Source organism: Streptomyces inhibens, from assembly GCF_022221585.1.
GTDB lineage: Bacteria > Actinomycetota > Actinomycetes > Streptomycetales > Streptomycetaceae > Streptomyces > Streptomyces inhibens.
The window spans coordinates 1597532-1614463 of record NZ_CP084681.1 but is presented as its reverse complement, the minus strand read 5'-3'; the positions used below and the strand labels follow the sequence as shown (position 1 = coordinate 1614463).

The following is a 16932-nucleotide window of genomic DNA, read 5'->3' as shown; positions in this document are numbered from 1 at the left end:
TCCGTTTCCAGCGTGACATCCGGGCGCCCGGGCCGCCCGGGCACGCCGTACGCGGGGGCGCCCCACGCCAGGCGCAGGGGAACGCTCATGGGACGTTCGCCGGCTGGAAAGATCCCCTTGGCCCCCTCCACGCACGGCGCGCCGACAACAGCCGTATGCGTGTCGTCATCGTCACCGAATCCTTCCCGCCCGATGTCAACGGCGTCGCCCACTGCGCCCTGGAAACCGCCCGGCACCTCGTCCGGCGCGGGCACGATCCACTGGTCATCACGCCGCTCGGTGGCTATGCACCGGCCGCCGGTACGTACGAGAGCCCCTGCCCCGTCGTCCGGGTGCCCTCGGTGCCGCTGCCCGGCTATCCGCAGGTACGTATCGCGCTCCCCGGGCGCCGGCTGTCCGCCGCGCTCGCCGACCACCGGCCCGACCTGGTGCACCTCGCCAGCCCCTTCGTCCTCGGCGCCCGGGGGATGGCGGCCGCCGCCCGGCGGCGGGTCCCCGCCATCGCCGTCTACCAGACCGACCTGGGCCGCTACGCCCGTACCTACCTCGGTGGCGGCGCGGCCACGGCCTGGCGGCGCATCCGGGCGGTGCACGCCGCCGCCGACCGTACGCTGGCGCCCTCCAGTGCGGCGCTGCTGGATCTGACGGAGCACGGCGTACCGCGGGTCCACCTGTGGCCGCGCGGCGTCGATTCCCGGCGGTTCCACCCCGGGCGGCGCGACGCGGTGCTGCGCAGCTCGCTGGCCGCGGGGCGGGAGCTACTGGTGGGGTACGTGGGACGGCTCGCGCCGGAGAAGGACGTCCGGCTGCTGGCCGAGACCTCGCGGCTGCCGGGCGTACGCACCGTCGTCATCGGCGAGGGCCCCAGCGCCGCCGGGCTGCGGGCCGCGCTGCCCGAGGTCCGCTTCCTGGGCCGCCGCACCGGCGATGAACTCGCCCGGCTCTACGCCTCCTTGGACGTCTTCGTCCACACCGGGCCGTACGAGACCTTCTGCCAGACCGTGCAGGAGGCGATGGCCTCCGGTCTGCCGGTGGTGGCGCCGCGCGCGGGCGGACCGCTCGACCTGGTCGACCACGGCCGTACGGGGCTGCTGGTGACCCCGGGCGACGGGGGCGCGTTCCGGGACGCGGTGCGCTTCCTCGGGGGCAGCGCCGAGCTGCGCGTACGGTACGGCGCCGCGGCCCGCAGAGCCGTCGCCGACCGCACCTGGGAGGCGGTGGGCGACCAGCTCCTGGGCCACTACGAGGCCGTGCTCGCCGACCGGACGGCGGTGGCGGCATGAACCCGCGGCGTACGACCGGGAGCGGTCTGCGGATCGTCCGGATCGCCAACTTCGTCACCCCGGCCTCCGGCGGGCTGCGCACCGCACTGCGCGAACTCGGCGCGGGCTACCGGGCCGCCGGGCACGAGCCGGTGCTCATCGTGCCCGGACCACCCGGCGCTTCGCGCGGCGCGGACGGCACCGGCGGCATACGGGACGAACTCACCGGACAGGGGCGGGTGATCACCCTGCCGGGACCGGAGCTGCCCGGCAGCGGCGGCTACCGCATGCTGACCGACCGCCGCCGGCTACAGCGTCTGCTGCACGCGCTGGCCCCCGACCGGCTGGAGGTCTCCGACCGTACGACGCTGCGCTGGACGGGGGAGTGGGCGCGCCGGGCCCGGGTCCCCGCGGTGATGGTCTCGCACGAGAGCGTGGACGGGGTGCTGCGCACCTGGGGCGTACCGCGCCCGCTCGCCCGCACCGCGGCCGACCGGCTCAACCGCCGTACGGCGCACGCCTACAGTCGGGTGGTGTGCACCACCGAGTGGGCGGCGGCGGAGTTCACCCGGGCCGGCGCCCGCAATGTGGTGCGCGCGCCGCTGGGTGTCGACCTCGCCGCCTGGCACCCGGACTGCCGCAGCGCGGAGCTGCGGCGGCGCTGTGCCGGACGGGCCGAGGTTCTGCTGCTGCTCTGCTCCCGGCTGTCGCAGGAGAAGCGGCCGGGCCGGGCGCTGGACGCGTTGGCGGAGCTGCGGCGCCGCGGGGTCGATGCGGCGCTGGTGGTGGTCGGTGACGGGCCGCTGCGGGCGCGGCTGGAGTCCCGGGTGCGGGCCGAGCGGCTGCCGGTGGCGTTCCTCGGGCATCTCGCCGACCGGTCCCGGGTGGCCGCGCTGCAGGCCGGTGCCGATCTGGCGCTGGCGCCCGGACCTGCCGAGACGTTCGGGCTGGCCGCCCTGGAGGCGCTCGCCTGCGGCACACCGGTGGTCGCCAGCGCGGCCTCGGCGCTGGCCGGTCTCGTCGGCAACGGGGGCGATACGGCGCTCGACGACGGGCCGTCCTTCGCCGATGCCGTCCAGCGGGTGCTGGCCCGGCCCGAGGCCGCCCGGCGTACCGCCGCCCGCCAACGGGCCGAGGGGTACGGCTGGCAGCCCGCCATCGACGCCTTCCTGGCGGCGCACGACGCGCCCGCGCCGGTGGGCCGGCCGCTCACCGCGCCGGTGGCCCCGCACCCGACCGGACCGCGGGGCGGGTGGTGACGGTGAGACCTGAGGGGGTGCCGATACCGGTGCAGACGCCGGGCGGCGGCGATCGTCGCGCGGCCCCGGCCCGCTTTGTGGCGCTCGGCGATTCGCTGACCGAGGGGCTGGGCGATCCCGTGCCGGGCGGCGGCTGGCGCGGCTGGGCCGCACTGCTCGCCGCGGCCCTGGGCGAGCGGCCGGGGACCGTACAGCTGGTCAACCTGGCGCAGAGCGGGGCGCTGGCGGCGGATGTCGCCGAGCGGCAACTGCCCGCCGCGCGCGAACTCACACCCCGGTTCGCGTCGCTGGTCGTCGGGGCGAACGACACCCTGCGCGGCGCCTTCGCCATCGAGCGGGTGGCCGCCGCACTGGACCTGGCACACCGCGCGCTGAGCGCCGACGGGGCCGTGGTGCTGACGGCGTGTCTGCCCGACCCGGGCCGGATGCTGGGGCTGCCCGGACCGCTGTCCCGTCCGCTGGCCCGCCGGATGCGCGCCGTGAACACCGTCGTCCATGCGGTGTCCGCCCGCTACGGCGGCGTCCATCTGCATCTGGCCGACCATGCGTGGGTCGCCGAGCGCGCCTCCTGGAGCGTGGACCGGCTGCACCCCAGCGAGCGCGGCCACCGGCTGCTGGCCCGCGGCTTCCACACGGCGCTCGCCGACACCGGCCGGCCCGTCGGACCGCCGCCCCCGCTCACGCTCGACGGCCCGCCGCCGACCCGCATCGCCTCCGCCCTCTGGATGGCGACCCGCGGGACCCGCTGGGTCGCCGACCGGTGCACCGATCTGCTGCCCGGTCTGCTCGCCCTGGCGCTCCAGGAGTGCCGGCACGGCCTGGCCGGGTCCGGGCGGCTGCTGGACGCCGCCGCCGAGCACACCACGCGGACGGCGCTGGCCGCGCTGTCCGAGCCGAAAGCCGCTGCCACCGTGAAGGGCGCTGCGACAATGGCGGGATGACCGGACGCTGGGAGTTCTGGATCGACCGCGGTGGCACGTTCACGGACGTCGTCGGCAGGCGACCGGACGGGCGGCTGGTCACCGGCAAGCTGCTCTCGCACCACCCCGAGCGCTATCGGGACGCCGCGGTGGCCGGCATCCGGATGATGCTGGGTCTCGGCCCGGACGAGCCGGTGCCCGCCGAGCGGGTCTCCGTCGTCAAGATGGGCACCACCGTCGCCACCAACGCCCTGCTGGAGCGCACGGGCGAGCCGACGGTGCTGCTGACCACCGAAGGCTTCCGGGACGCGCTGCGGATCGCCTACCAGAACCGGCCGCGGATCTTCGACCGCCGGATCGTGCTGCCGCAGGCGCTCTACGGCCGGGTGATCGAGGTGCCGGAGCGGGTCGGCGCGCACGGCGAGCTCGTCCGGCCGCTGGACACCGACGCGGTCCGCCGGGCGCTGATCAGGGCCCGCGCGGACGGCCTGCGCAGCGCCGCCGTGGTGCTGCTGCACGGCTACCGGTACGCCGACCACGAGGAGGCCGTCGCCGAGCTGGCCAGACGGGCCGGCTTCGCGCAGGTCAGCTGCTCGCACGAGGTCAGTCCGCTGATGAAGCTGGTGCCGCGCGGCGACACCACCGTCGTCGACGCCTATCTCTCCCCGATCCTGGGCCGCTACGTCGATGAGATCGCCGCCCAACTCCCCGGCATCCGGCTGATGTTCATGCAGTCCAACGGCGGACTGCGCAAGGCGGCGCACTTCCGTGGCAAGGACGCGGTGTTGTCCGGCCCGGCGGGCGGCGTCGTCGGGATGGTCCGTACGGCCGCCGAGGCCGGCGACGGCCACGACCGGGTGATCGGCTTCGACATGGGCGGCACCTCCACCGATGTATCGCACTACGCCGGCGAGTTCGAGCGGGTCTTCGGCAACGAGGTCGCGGGCGTACGGATGCGCGCGCCCATGATGAACATCCATACCGTCGCGGCCGGCGGCGGCTCCGTACTGCACTTCGACGGGCGCCGCTACCGGGTCGGCCCCGACTCGGCCGGCGCGGACCCCGGACCGGCCTGCTACCGGCGCGGCGGCCCGCTCGCCGTCACCGACGCCAATGTGATGCTCGGACGCATCCAGCCCGGCCATTTCCCCGCCGTGTTCGGGCCGGACGGCGATCAGCCGCTGGACGCCGAGGTGGTCCGCACCCGCTTCGCCGAGCTGGCCCGGCGGGCCGCCGCCGAGAGCGGGGACGACCGCGGCCCCGAGGAAGTCGCCGCCGGATTCCTGGAGATCGCCGTACTCAACATGGCGAACGCCGTCAAGAAGATCTCCGTCCAGCGCGGCCATGACATCACCCGATACGCCCTCACCAGCTTCGGCGGCGCCGGCGGCCAGCACGCCTGCGCGGTCGCCGACGCGCTGGGTGTCAACACGGTCCTCGTCCCGCCGCTGGCCGGCGTGCTCTCCGCGTACGGCATCGGGGTCGCCGACGCCACCGCGATGCGCGAACAGGCCGTCGAGGCCGAGTTCACCGACGCCGCGGCGCTCGACCACGTACACGAGGTGTGCGAGACGCTCGCCGGGCAGACCCGGCGCGAACTCCTCGACGACGGGGTGCCGGACGCGTCGATCGCCACCCGCGCCCGGGTGCTCATCCGCTACGCCGGGACCGACTCCACCATCGGCGTCCCCCTGGCCGACGCCGGCACCATGGCCGCGGAATTCGTCCGGGCACACCGCGAGCGCTACGCCTTCACCATGGACAAACCACTGGTGGCCGAGGCGGTCTCGGTCGAGGCGCTGGGCGAGGCCGGCGGCGCACGCGGCTACGAGGTGCAAACCGGGGGCAGGGAAGGCGAGTTGACGCCCGCCGCCACGGTCCGGATGTACGTGGGTGGGAGCTGGCGGGACACCGCCCTCCACCGGCGCACCGACCTGCGCCCCGGCGACACCCTCACCGGCCCGGCGATCATCGCCGAGGAGGACGCGACCACGGTCCTCGACCCGGACTGGCAGGCCGCCATGGGCGACCGCGGCCACCTCCTGCTGACCCGGACCCGGCCGCGCACCGACCGGGTCGCGGTCGGCACCGAAGCCGACCCGGTGATGCTGGAGGTCTTCAACAGCCTCTTCATGGCCATCGCCGAGCAGATGGGCGTCCGACTGGAGAACACCGCGCACTCCGTCAACATCAAGGAGCGCCTCGACTTCTCCTGCGCGCTCTTCGACGCCGAGGGCAATCTGATCGCCAACGCCCCGCACATTCCGGTGCACCTGGGTTCGATGGGGGAGTCCATCAAGGAGGTGCTCAGGCGCCGTGGCGACGAGATGCGGCCGGGCGACGTGTATGCGATCAACGACCCGTACCACGGCGGCACCCACCTCCCCGACGTCACGGTCGTCACCCCCGTCTTCTCCGGGACACCGGCGGCCGACGCCGCGGGTGACGGGCCCGAGCTGCTGTTCCTGGTGGCCTCCCGCGGCCATCACGCCGAGATCGGCGGCATCACCCCGGGGTCGATGCCCGCCTTCAGCAGCACCATCCAGGAGGAGGGCATCCTCTTCGACAACTGGCTGCTGGTACGCGACGGCGAGCTGCGCGAGCGCGAGACCCGCCAACTGCTCACCGCCGGCCCGTACCCCTCGCGCGCACCGGACGCCAACCTCGCCGATCTGCGCGCCCAGATCGCCGCCAACGAGAAGGGCATCCATGAACTGCGGCGGATGACCGAACAGTTCGGGCTGGACGTCGTACAGGCCTACATGGGGCACGTCCAGGACAACGCCGAGGAATCGGTGCGGCGGATCATCGCGGGCCTGTCGGACGGCAGCTGCCGCTACGAGACCGACAGCGGGGCCGAGATCCATGTCGCGCTGACCGTCGACCGCGCCGCCCGCAGCGCGGTGCTGGACTTCGCCGGCACCTCACCCCAGCAGCCCGGCAACGCCAACGCGCCCAGCTCGGTGGTGATGGCGGCCGTCCTGTACGTCTTCCGCACCCTGGTCGCCGACGACATCCCGCTCAACAGCGGCTGCCTCAAGCCCGTCCAGGTCCGGATCCCGGAGGGCTCGATGCTCGCCCCCGTCTTCCCGGCGGCCACCGTCGCCGGCAATGTGGAGACCTCCCAGGCGGTCACCGGCGCGCTCTACGCCGCGCTCGGCGTCCAGGCCGAGGGCTCGGGCACGATGAACAACCTCACCTTCGGCAACAACCGCGTGCAGTACTACGAGACCGTCGCCAGCGGTTCGGGCGCGGGCGACGGCTTCGACGGCGCGGACGCGGTACAGACCCATATGACCAACTCCCGGCTGACCGACCCCGAAGTGCTGGAGTGGCGCTACCCCGTGCGCGTCGACAGCTTCGCCATCCGCTCCGGCAGCGGCGGCGCGGGCCGCTGGCACGGCGGCTGCGGGGTCGAGCGCCGGCTGCGCTTCCTGGAACCGATGACCGTCGCCCTGCTGACCAACCACCGCAGGATCCCGCCGTACGGCATGGCGGGCGGTGCCCCGGGTGCGCTGGGCGCCAACTCCATCGAGCGGGCGGACGGTTCGCGCGAGGAGTTGCGGGGCTGTGACGCGGCGGACGTCGGCGTGGACGACGTACTGGTGCTGCGGACGCCGGGCGGCGGCGGATACGGGGCGGCGGACGGCGGCTGACCGGCCGCCCGCCGGCCCCGGAGCGCCGCTACCGCGCGCGGACGAACCGCACCGGTGTCCCCGGTGTCGCCTGCGCCGCGGGGGCCAGGTAGCGCTCGGGGACGACGCCGATGACGGGGTAGCCGCCGGTGGTGGGGTGGTCGTGCAGGAAGAGCACCGGGAGGCCGTCGGGCGGGACCTGGAGGGCGCCCAGCGGCATGCCCTCGCTGGGGAGTTCGCCGGAGCGGGCGCGCTCCAGGGGCGGGCCTTCGGTGCGCAGACCGATGCGGTTGCTCGCCGGGGAGACCCGGAAGCGGCCGGTGGTCAGGGTGCGCAGACCGGCGTCGGTGAACCAGGCGTCGCGCGGGCCCGGCAGGAACGGCAGCAGCAGCTCCGTCACCGGGCCGGCGTGCGGGACGGCGTCGGCGGTGGCCGGCGGGCCGTGCGGGTCGCCCAGCGGGAGGACCGCGCCGTCGGTGAGAGGGTCGGGGCCCAGGCCGGAGAGGAGATCGGCGGCGCGGCTGCCGAGCACCTCTTCGGTGTCGATCCCGCCGGCGAAGGCGAGGTGCGAGCGCAGACCGTGGGTGGCGGGCCCGGCGTCCAGAACGGCGCCCGCCGGGACGCGGACCGGGGCGCCCCAGGGCGCGGGACGGCCGTCGACGGTCACCGGGCAGGGGGCGCCGGTGACGGCGACGGTGGTGGCCGTACGGACGCGGACGGCGCAGCCCGTCAGCGTCGTCTCCAGGCCGGCGGCCGATTCGGGGTTGCCGACCAGGCGATTGGCGAGGCGGTGCGCGGGCTCGTCCAGGGCGCCCGCGCGTGGCACGCCGAGGTGGGCGTGGCCGGGCCTGCCGAGATCCTGGACGGTGGTGAGCGCACCGGCCCGGACGACCGAGAGGGCGCGGTCGGTCATCGGGCGGTCTCCTGCGGGACGAAGCGGACCCGGGTGCCGGGTGCGAGCAGCGCGGCGGGTTCCCGGTACGGGTCCCACAGGACGGTGTCGGTGGTGCCGATCAGCTGCCAGCCGCCGGGGGAGGAGCGCGGATAGACACCGGTGTACGGGCCGGCGAGCGCGACCGAGCCGACCGGGACCTTGGTACGGGGAGTGTCCCGGCGCGGTACGTGCAGCGGCGCGGGCAGACCGGTCAGATAGCCGAAACCGGGGGCGAAACCGCAGAAGGCGACATGGAATTCGGTGGCGGAGTGCAGCCGCACCACCTCGTCCGGGGTGACGTCCCACAGGGCGGCGACATCGGCGAGATCGGGGCCGTCGTAGCGGACCGGGATCTCGACGGCGGGCCGGTCGCCGGCGGTGAGCGGCGGAATGTCCCAGGCGGCGAGTTCGGCGATCAGCCCGCGGGGGTCGGTGAGACCGTCGAGAAGCACCGTGCGGGCGGCCGGCACGATCTCGCGCACCGGCGGCAGGGTGCCGTCGGCCGCCCGGCGCAGCAGCTCGGCGTGCAGCGCCTCGACCTCCTCGGCGTCGTCCAGCTCGATGAGCAGCCCGTGTTCGCCGACCGGCAGCGGCCTCATACGAAGCTCCGTACGCGCACACCGGCCGAGGTCAGCTCGGACCGTACGCGCCGGGCGAGGCCGGCGGCGCCCGGGGTGTCGCCGTGCAGACACAGCGAACGGGCGGTGATCTCGACCCGCCGGCCGTCGAGGGAGGTGACGGTGCGGTCGCGGGCCATGCCCAGGGCGCGCTTGACGACCTCGTCGGGGTCGTGGAGTACGGCGCCGGGCTCCCGGCGCGGCACGAGGGTGCCCTCGGCGGTGTAGGCGCGGTCGGCGAACGCCTCGCCCACGACGGGCAGCCCGGCCCGGCGGGCGGCCTCGTGCAGCCGGGAGCCGGCGAGGCCGAGAACCGGGAGCGCGCCGCCCGCGGTGCGGATGCCCTCGATGACGGCGCCGGCCTGCTCCTCGTCGTGGACACAGCGGTTGTAGAGCGCGCCGTGCGGTTTGACGTAGCCGACGCGGGCACCGGCGGCGCGCGCGAAGACCTCCAGCGCACCGATCTGGTAGGTGATTTCGTCGGCCAGTTCACCCGGCGGCACATCCATCGCGCGCCGGCCGAAGCCGGCCAGGTCGCGGTAGGAGACCTGGGCGCCGATGACCACACCGCGCTCGACGGCCAGCTCGCACACCCGCCGCATCGTGGCCGGGTCGCCGGCGTGGAAGCCGCAGGCGACATTGGCGCTGGTGACCACGGACAGCAGCGCCTCGTCGTCGGTGAGCTGCCAGCGGCCGAAGCCTTCCCCGAGGTCGGCGTTGAGATCGATGACGGCAGGAGCCACCGCGTCACTCATGCCGAAACCTCGCTTCGCTCGGCCTCGCATTCGCTCGGCGCGCACCTTTCCATGATTCTCCCCCAGCCTTCGGCCGGGGGGACCCCCATGCTGCGCTCGCTCATGTATGTCCGTTCCAGAGGTGCTCGATACCGGTCGGGCGCGCTGCGCGCCGGGCGCGGCGGCCCGCTGGCGGGCGGGGCGGGCGGGGGCGTTCCGGCCGGCCGGCCCGTATCCGTAGTGACTCTCCCCCGAGGGCACTCGAGCCGACCGGCGTTGGGGACAACGTAAGGGATCGTTGAACGATCCGACAAGAGGGCCGGTGCATTCGCCCGGTGGTGTGTTGTCTCGTCCCCCTATCTGGGATTGACTTTCGCCACGACACCCGGGACGGCCTCGGACCGCCGCCCGGCACGGTGCGAGAACGGGGAGCGGTATGGCCGGCGGAGTGGCGAAGAACGATCAGTGGCGGCTCGCCGAGGTCTCGGGCCTGGAACGGGACCGTGCCCTGCTCGGGCGCTCCAGCACCGCCGAGCGGGTCGCCGACATCCTGCGCGACCGGATCACCGAGGGGTACTTCCCGCCCGGCGCCCGGCTCTCGGAGGAGAGCATCGGCGGTGCGCTCGGCGTCTCGCGCAACACGCTGCGGGAGGCCTTCCGGCTGCTGACCCACGAGCGGCTGCTGGTGCACGAGCTCAACCGCGGGGTGTTCGTACGGGTGGTGACGGTCGAGGACCTGGACGACATCTACCGGGTGCGCACGCTCGTGGAGTGCGCGGCGGTACGGGGTCTGGGGGAGGGGCCCTATGACGCCCGCACGACCGAAAACATCGCGGCGATCGAGGCCGCCGTGCGGGCCGGTGAGGCCGCCTCCGACGACCGGGAGTGGCAGGACCTCTCGACCGCCAACATCCGCTTCCATCAGGGCATCGTGGCCCTGGCCGGCAGCCCGCGCACGGATGAGCTGATGCGCGGTGTACTGGCCGAACTCCGGCTGGTCTTTCATGTCATGGCCGATCCCCGGCGCTTCCACGCACCCTATTTGACCCGCAATCGCCAGATCGTCGAGGCGTTGCAAGCCGGCGACCCCGCCGAGGCCGAGCAGCTGCTGCTGTCCTATCTGGAGGATTCGCGCAGCCAGTTGTCGGGGGCCTACGCCCAGCGCATCGCGGAGGGGTGACATCCGGGGGGCGGGCCGGCCGCAGACCTCCGCCCCAGGCCCGCCCCGGCACCCGCACGGAATTCGCTGCAGATCAGTATCCGCAGACCCCTTGTCGGATCGTTGAACAATCGCCTAGCCTCCGCTGCAATCTCTTCATCGCTCCCCATGGACCCGTGCCGGGTCCCGTACGCGGAAGGCGGACCCATGATCGTGCTCCTCGGCGTGCTCGTGGTCGTGATCGGCTTCGCCACGAAACGCAATCCCCTCCTGGTGGTCGGGGTGGCCGGCATCGCGACCGGCCTCCTCGGTGGTCTGTCACCCGGCAAGGTGCTGGCCGCCTTCGGCGAGGGCTTCGCCGGCAGCCGGGCGGTGACGATCTTCGCGATCACCCTCCCGGTCATCGGCCTCCTGGAGCGCTACGGCCTCCAGGAGCAGGCCCGTAACCTCATCGCCCGGTTCGCCAAGCTCACCACCGGACGCTTCCTCGCGCTCTACCTGGGCCTGCGGCAGATAGGCGCCGCGGTCGGGCTCACCAATGTCTTCGGGCACGCCCAGACCGTCCGCCCGCTCGCCGTCCCCATGGCCGAGGGCGCAGCCGAGCGCACATACGGCCAACTCCCCGACCGGACACGGGAGAAGGTCAGGTCGTTCTCCGCCAGCGCGGACAACATCGGCCTGTTCTTCGGGGAGGACGTCTTCCTCGCCGTCGGCTCCATCCTGCTGATCACCGGCTTCGTCAACACCACCTACGGCACCCACCTCGAACCGCTGCACCTCGCGCTGTGGGCGATCCCCACCGCCGTGTGCGCGTTCGTGGTCCACGGCTGGCGACTGCTGCGCCTGGACCGCCAGTTGGAGCGCGAACTGCTCACCGCCAACGTCCAGCCCAACGCCGCAGTGGAGGCAGCCCAGTGATCAAGGCAGAGTGGTTCTATTGGCTGGTCGGCCTCAGCTTCCTGGTGATGGCCTCCCAGATGGCCACCGACCGCAGCAACCCCAAGCGCTTCGGCACCGGCGCCTTCTGGGGCCTGATCGGCGCCGGCTTCATCTACAGCAGCTGGGTCGTCACCAAGCAGGCGCCGGCCGAACCGCTGGGCGTCGCGGTGCTCGTGATGGCCGTTCTGGCCGGCTTCGGCTTCACCGGGCGCGGCACCCCGCGCACCACCACCCCCGAGCAGCGCACCGCCAGCGCCGCCAAGCTCGGCAACAAGCTCTTCGTCCCCGCGCTCACCATCCCCGTCGTCGCGATGGCCTGCGCCATCGGCGTCAAGCATCTGTCCATCGGGGGCGAGCCGGTCCTCCAGGAGGGCAGCGAGACCATCCTGGGCCTGGGCATCGGGGCCGTCGTCGCCCTCGTCGTCGGCATGATCATGCTGCGCGAGAAGCGGGTGTCCGTGCCGGTGCAGTCCGGCCGCTCCATGCTGGAGGCGATGGGCTGGGCCATGCTGCTGCCGCAGATGCTGGCTACGTTGGGCGCCATCTTCCAGGTCTCCGGCGTCGGCGACCAGGTCGGCAAGCTCACCACCTCCGTACTGCCCAAGGACTCCCTGTACATCGCGGTCGTCGTCTACTGCGTCGGTATGTTCGCGTTCACCATCATCATGGGCAACGCCTTCGCCGCCTTCCCCGTGATGACCGCGGCCGTCGGCTGGCCCGTCCTGATCGGACACTTCGACGGCAACCCCGCCGCGGTCCTGGCCATCGGCATGCTCGCCGGATTCTGCGGCACCCTGGTGACCCCCATGGCCGCCAACTTCAACATCGTTCCGGCTGCCCTGTTGGAACTGAAGGACCAGTACGGGCCCATCAAGGCGCAGCTGCCCACCGCGGGCGTGCTGCTCGGGTGCAACATCGTGATCATGGCGCTGTTCGCCTTCTGAACCCGCTCCACCGCACCACGGCGCACTCCGCCGCCGCCCCCCCCCACGATCGTTATCGAGCCGCACCGAGGATGACCGTATGACCCGGGTACTGCTGACCGGATTTGCCCCCTTCGAAGGTGAATCCGTCAATCCCTCCTGGCAGGCGGTACGCGCCGCCGCGGCCGAACCGCCCGCCGGAATCGAGGCGTCCGCCGTCGAGCTGCCCTGCGTCTACGGAGCCTCGATCGCGGTGCTGCGCGCCGCGATCGAGGAGACCCGCCCCGAGATAGTGGTGTGCGTCGGCCAGGCCGGCGGCCGCCCCGACATCACCGTCGAACGCATCGCCGTCAACATCGACGACGCCCGCATCCCCGATGCCTCGGGCGCCGAACCGATCGACGAGGTGATCGTGCCCGGCGGCCCCGCCGCGTATTTCTCCACCCTGCCGATCAAGGCATGCGTGGCGGCCGTCCGCGCCGCCGGGCTGCCCGCCTCCGTCTCCAACACGGCGGGCACCTTCGTCTGCAACCACGTCTTCTACGGCCTCGCCCACCTCATCGCCACCGAACTCCCCGGCATCCGCGGCGGGTTCGTGCACGTCCCCTACGCCCCGGAACAGGTCGTCGACCGCGCCCTGCCCTCGCTGCCGGTCAGCGCGGTGGCCCAGGCCCTGCGGGAGATCGCCGCCACCGCCGCACACACCGTCACCGACCTCCGCGTCGCCGAAGGGGCCACCCATTGAGCGGCGGCCCCTCCGCCCAGGAGGCGGCCCCACTCGCCCCGCACGCCGACCGGTTCGCCGCCCTGGCGCTGGCCAACGTGGTCCGCGCCTACCCGTACGCGCCGATGCATCTGCTGACCGGCCCCCAGGACCTGGTGCCGCCGCGCACCCACCACCCCGCCTTCTACGGGTCGTACGACTGGCACTCCTCGGTCCATATGCACTGGCTGCTGGTCCGGCTGCTGCGCCGCTGCCCCGACCGGGTCCCCCGTAGCGAGATCACCGACGCCCTCGACCGCCACCTCACCGCCGCCCACCTCGCCGTCGAAACGGCCTATCTGCGCGCCCACCCCGCCTTCGAGCGGCCCTACGGCTGGGCCTGGCTGCTGGCCCTGGCCGCCGAGTGCCGGGCGCTCGGCGGCGCGGCGGGGGAGCGCTGGGCCACCGCCCTGGCACCGGCGGCCGAGGCCGTCGACGCCCTCCTTCGCGGCTGGCTGCGGCGCGCCACCTACCCGGTCCGGCACGGCACCCACACCAACAGCGCGTTCGCGCTCGGCCTGGTCCTGGACACGGCAGCCGCGGCCGGCCGCCCGGAGCTGGCAGCTCCGGTCACCGGGACACTCCTGCGCTGGTTCGCCGACGACCATGATGCGCCGGCCCACTGGGAGCCCTCCGGCCAGGACTTCCTGTCGCCGGCGCTCGCCGAGGCCGAGGCGATGGGCCGGGTACTGCCGCAGGCGGAGTTCGCCTCCTGGCTGGCCCGCTTCCTGCCCGGCATCGAGCGCCGCGCACCGGCCGCGCTGCTCGGCCCGCCCACCGTCTCCGACCCCGCCGACCCGCAGATCGGCCATCTCACCGGCCTCTCGCTCAGCAGGGCGGCCGCGCTGCGCCGGATCGCCGCCGCGCTGCCGTCGGACGATCCGCGCGGCGCCGTCCTCGCGGCGGCGGCCCGGGACCACCTGGCCGCCGGGCTGCCGCACACCGTCTCGGGAGACTTCACGGGCGACCACTGGCTCGCCACCTTCGCCGTCCTCGCGCTGGACGGCCCGCCGGCGCACGGCGGGACCTGGCGGCCGGCCGCGGCGGGCGACGCCGTAGACTGACGCGTCGGCCGGCCGAGGACCCTCCCCAGGGTCCGTCAACGGATCCACCTGCGGTTCCACCCATGAGCGGATCCGCGCCGTTTCGTCCGTTGTCAGTGCGAGCGCCTACTCTGTGCGACGTGACTTTTCCCGCCCCGGGGGCCGCTGCGCCCCAGCTCAACGGCCCTCACCGGCCCGCGCCGGGCCCGGCCGCCGACGAGGGCCTGGCCCGTCGGCTGCGCGCCCTCGCGTGCACCGCACCGCTGCACGACCTCGATGTGCGCAAGGCCAACCTCGCGGGTGAGTACGGGATCTACGCCATGGCGGAGGTGGCGCTCGCCGTCATCGATCTCGTCACGCTGAACATGGACTTCGACACCGGCGCCGACCACGAGGAGATAGTGGCGAAGGTGCTCCCGCGGGTCGCCGCGCAGGCACCCCGCCGTCCCACGGGTGAGCACGAGCGGGTGGCCCGCTGGGTGCTGGAGAATCTGATCAACGTCGGCAGCGTGGACCGCGGCTTCCGCGCCGTCTACGGCACCTTCAACACCGAGGGCGAGTACGTCCGCCGCGACTACGACTTCAAGCTCATCGAGGAGGTCCCCGGCGCCGGCGGCACCGTCTTCCTGCGGGCCACCGACGAAGCGGTCAACGTCCTGGTGGGCGCGCTCGACACGGACGTCACCAGCGCCCAGATCGCCGCCGAGGTCAAGCTGGAGGTGCTGATCAACCGCGGCCGGCTGGCCGACGCCCAGCTCGCCGCCGAACAGGCCCGCTACCGCACCGTGCAGTATGCCGAGACCCTGCGCCGGACCCTGGACGCCACCCGGCGCAATGTCCGCGCGGTCGACTGGCTGGAAACCGTCCCCGACATGATCAACGAGGCGCTGGACCACGTCGCGGACCGCTACCGCCACGAGAACGCCATCCTCACCAACATCCGCAAGGCCCGCGACGAGACCGAGGAGCCCGAGCACAAGCGGCGCGCCGCCGAGCTCGTCGACATCGTCAAGGACTGCATCCGCCGCCACACCCAGCTCCAGTCCCGGCTGCTGGAGGCCGGCCCGCTCTTCCGCGCTGAGCAGGACCGGCAGGCCTTCGCCACCCCCGTCGCCCGCTCCGGACTCGACCTGTACGGCCAGCTCGTCGCCCGCCTGCTGCCGCTCCCCGCCGAGCAGGCCATCCGCGTCACCGACGCCTTCTTCGCCCACGGCACGGGCCTGCGCACCCCCTCGGCCGTCCGTGTCGGCGACCTCGTCGAGGTGCTGCTGACCCCGCCCGTCGAGCGCGAGCACCTCGGCGCCGAGATGCCCGAGCCCGACCTGGTGGCGACCCCCGACGACAGCCGCTTCAGCGAGGCCCAGCTCGACGCCGCGATGGCGCTGCTCGCCCTGCCCGCCGACGCGCCCCGCCGACTCTCCGGCCTGCTCGCCGAGGCGCGCCGCAGCGATCCCGAACTCCCCTACCTCGTCGCCCTGCTGGCGGTGCACGCCGCCAGCCCGCCGGTCGGCACGGCCTACCGCCAGGGCGAACAGCAGCTGCTGTTCGCCGTCGACGACGGCACCGAGCTGACCGACCCGGAGTTCGGCGGCGCCGACCTCATCGTCGGCACGGCCCTGCTGGACGCCGCCGGGATGGCCGCCGACCGCTCGGAGGTGGCCTGATGCCCCGCGCCCAAGGCGTACGGCCGACGAACGGCGGTGCGCGCCCGGTCCAGCGGGACCGGACCCCGCCGTGCGGCGGCCCACCGCCACGGCGGCCAGAGATGTCCGAGATCGTCCCCCGCAAGGAGCTTGTTCCGTGACCGAGTACGACGCCGACGAGGTGCCGCAGCCGGATCCGGCGTCCGGGACCGGCGGGCCGGGCCGGGGCGTGCCCACCGCCGACGCCGAACCGGCCGTCGCGGGGCCGGCGCCCGTCACCCCCGCCGATGCCGCCGACGCCGCCCGGCTGGTCTCCTTCGGCCTCCAGCCCAAGCTGCTGCCCGCCCGCGACGCCGAATACGGCGAACTGCTGCGCCGCTATCGGGACGAACCCGCCTTCGCCCGGCTCGCCGACGCGGTCGCCACCGGCCTCGGCCTGGTCGTCCTGGAGGTCTCCACCCGCGCCGGGATGGCCGTCACCGCCGCCGAGGACTCCGTCTTCGCCGTACGCATGGGCGACTACGCCCGCCGCGCCTCCGCCGACTCCGCCGACCGCTTCCTGCACGGCCTGGCACATCTGGCGGTCGCCGCGCTGGCCTTCCCGCGCCCCGAAGACCTCGCCGACGACGGCTACATCGGCCGGATCACCGTCAACGGCGTCGACGCGTTCGTCCGGCAGGCCTGCCGCCGCCTGGAGGAGCGCGCCGAGCAGGAGGGCGAGAACACCGACCCCGCCACCGACGCCCCCGGCCTGGAATCCGCCTGGCGCATCTACGCCCGGCGCAGCGCGACCGGCGCCACCAAGGACGCCCGGCGGCTGGCCGGTTCGACCACCGGCATCATCGCCAAGGCCGTCACCTTCCTCGTCGACTCCGGCTTCCTGCAGCGCACCGGCGACGACGCCGGCGGCGCCTACCGCACCACCGCCCGCTATCAGCTCCAGGTCCGTGACATGGCCGGCAGCGCCGCCATGGCCGAGCTGCTGGAGCTGGGCATCGTCCCCGTCACCGACGGCAGCGCCGCGCTGATGCCGGGCGAGGACACCGACGACCTCGACCTGGTCGCAGACGCCGGACTGCCCTTCCACTCCGGCTGACCGCG

Annotated in this window: 14 protein-coding genes; 11 read left to right on the top strand and 3 right to left on the bottom strand. The window is 73.9% G+C overall.

Going from position 1 to position 16932, the window contains the following annotated elements; genetic code table 11:
* Positions 1–155 precede the first annotated feature (155 nt).
* The 4 genes from KI385_RS07535 to KI385_RS07520 are packed head-to-tail and all read left to right on the top strand — an operon-like array spanning position 156 to position 7097.
* Positions 156–1283 (top strand): glycosyltransferase family 4 protein, encoded by a 1128-nt coding sequence (locus KI385_RS07535; RefSeq protein ID WP_238571433.1) that lies wholly within the window; start codon positions 156–158, stop codon positions 1281–1283.
* Positions 1280–2521: a glycosyltransferase gene (locus tag KI385_RS07530; RefSeq protein WP_238571432.1), complete on the top strand. Its 1242-nt coding sequence runs from the start codon at positions 1280–1282 to the stop codon at positions 2519–2521. Before KI385_RS07535 ends, KI385_RS07530 begins: the two co-directional genes overlap by 4 nt.
* A 23-nt stretch (positions 2522–2544) precedes the next feature.
* Positions 2545–3462 carry an SGNH/GDSL hydrolase family protein gene (locus tag KI385_RS07525; RefSeq protein ID WP_425357063.1) on the top strand — a complete coding sequence of 306 codons (918 nt, stop codon included), beginning with the start codon at positions 2545–2547 and terminating at the stop codon, positions 3460–3462.
* Positions 3459–7097 (top strand): hydantoinase B/oxoprolinase family protein, encoded by a 3639-nt coding sequence (locus tag KI385_RS07520; RefSeq protein WP_238571431.1) that lies wholly within the window; start codon positions 3459–3461, stop codon positions 7095–7097. The genes KI385_RS07525 and KI385_RS07520 overlap by 4 nt, the downstream gene beginning before the upstream one ends.
* Positions 7098–7125: 28 nt before the next feature.
* Here the strand turns inward: KI385_RS07520 and KI385_RS07515 are convergent, their stop codons facing one another.
* From KI385_RS07515 to KI385_RS07505, 3 genes are read right to left on the bottom strand one after another with little or no spacing between them, the layout of a single operon-like run.
* Entirely contained in the window at positions 7126–7989 is an 864-nt protein-coding gene (locus tag KI385_RS07515; protein WP_238571430.1) for a 5-oxoprolinase subunit C family protein, read from the bottom strand.
* Positions 7986–8609 (bottom strand): 5-oxoprolinase subunit PxpB, encoded by a 624-nt coding sequence (gene pxpB, locus KI385_RS07510; protein WP_238571429.1) that lies wholly within the window; start codon positions 8607–8609, stop codon positions 7986–7988. The genes KI385_RS07515 and pxpB overlap by 4 nt, the downstream gene beginning before the upstream one ends.
* Positions 8606–9382 carry a LamB/YcsF family protein gene (locus KI385_RS07505; protein WP_238571428.1) on the bottom strand — a complete coding sequence of 259 codons (777 nt, stop codon included), beginning with the start codon at positions 9380–9382 and terminating at the stop codon, positions 8606–8608. The genes pxpB and KI385_RS07505 overlap by 4 nt, the downstream gene beginning before the upstream one ends.
* Before the next feature lie 415 nt (positions 9383–9797).
* Between KI385_RS07505 and KI385_RS07500 the strand changes: the two genes are divergently transcribed.
* The 7 genes from KI385_RS07500 (at position 9798) to KI385_RS07470 (ending at position 16927) form a co-directional block, all read left to right on the top strand.
* A complete protein-coding gene (locus KI385_RS07500) occupies positions 9798–10541 on the top strand; it encodes a GntR family transcriptional regulator (protein ID WP_238571427.1) in 744 nt (247 codons plus the stop codon).
* A 186-nt stretch (positions 10542–10727) separates the two neighbouring features.
* On the top strand, positions 10728–11438 hold the full coding sequence (locus KI385_RS07495) for a DUF969 domain-containing protein (RefSeq protein ID WP_238571426.1): 711 nt from the start codon (positions 10728–10730) through the stop codon (positions 11436–11438).
* A complete protein-coding gene (locus tag KI385_RS07490; RefSeq protein ID WP_238571425.1) occupies positions 11435–12403 on the top strand; it encodes a DUF979 domain-containing protein in 969 nt (322 codons plus the stop codon). Before KI385_RS07495 ends, KI385_RS07490 begins: the two co-directional genes overlap by 4 nt.
* A 79-nt stretch (positions 12404–12482) precedes the next feature.
* Entirely contained in the window at positions 12483–13127 is a 645-nt protein-coding gene (gene pcp, locus KI385_RS07485; RefSeq protein WP_238571424.1) for a pyroglutamyl-peptidase I, read from the top strand.
* Positions 13124–14209 (top strand): DUF2891 domain-containing protein, encoded by a 1086-nt coding sequence (locus KI385_RS07480; RefSeq protein ID WP_238571423.1) that lies wholly within the window; start codon positions 13124–13126, stop codon positions 14207–14209. Before pcp ends, KI385_RS07480 begins: the two co-directional genes overlap by 4 nt.
* A 119-nt stretch (positions 14210–14328) precedes the next feature.
* Positions 14329–15852, top strand: a complete 1524-nt coding sequence (locus KI385_RS07475) for a hypothetical protein (RefSeq protein ID WP_238571422.1) — start codon at positions 14329–14331, stop codon at positions 15850–15852.
* 136 nt (positions 15853–15988) lie between these two features.
* Positions 15989–16927 (top strand): hypothetical protein, encoded by a 939-nt coding sequence (locus tag KI385_RS07470; RefSeq protein ID WP_425356883.1) that lies wholly within the window; start codon positions 15989–15991, stop codon positions 16925–16927.
* Positions 16928–16932 lie beyond the last annotated feature (5 nt).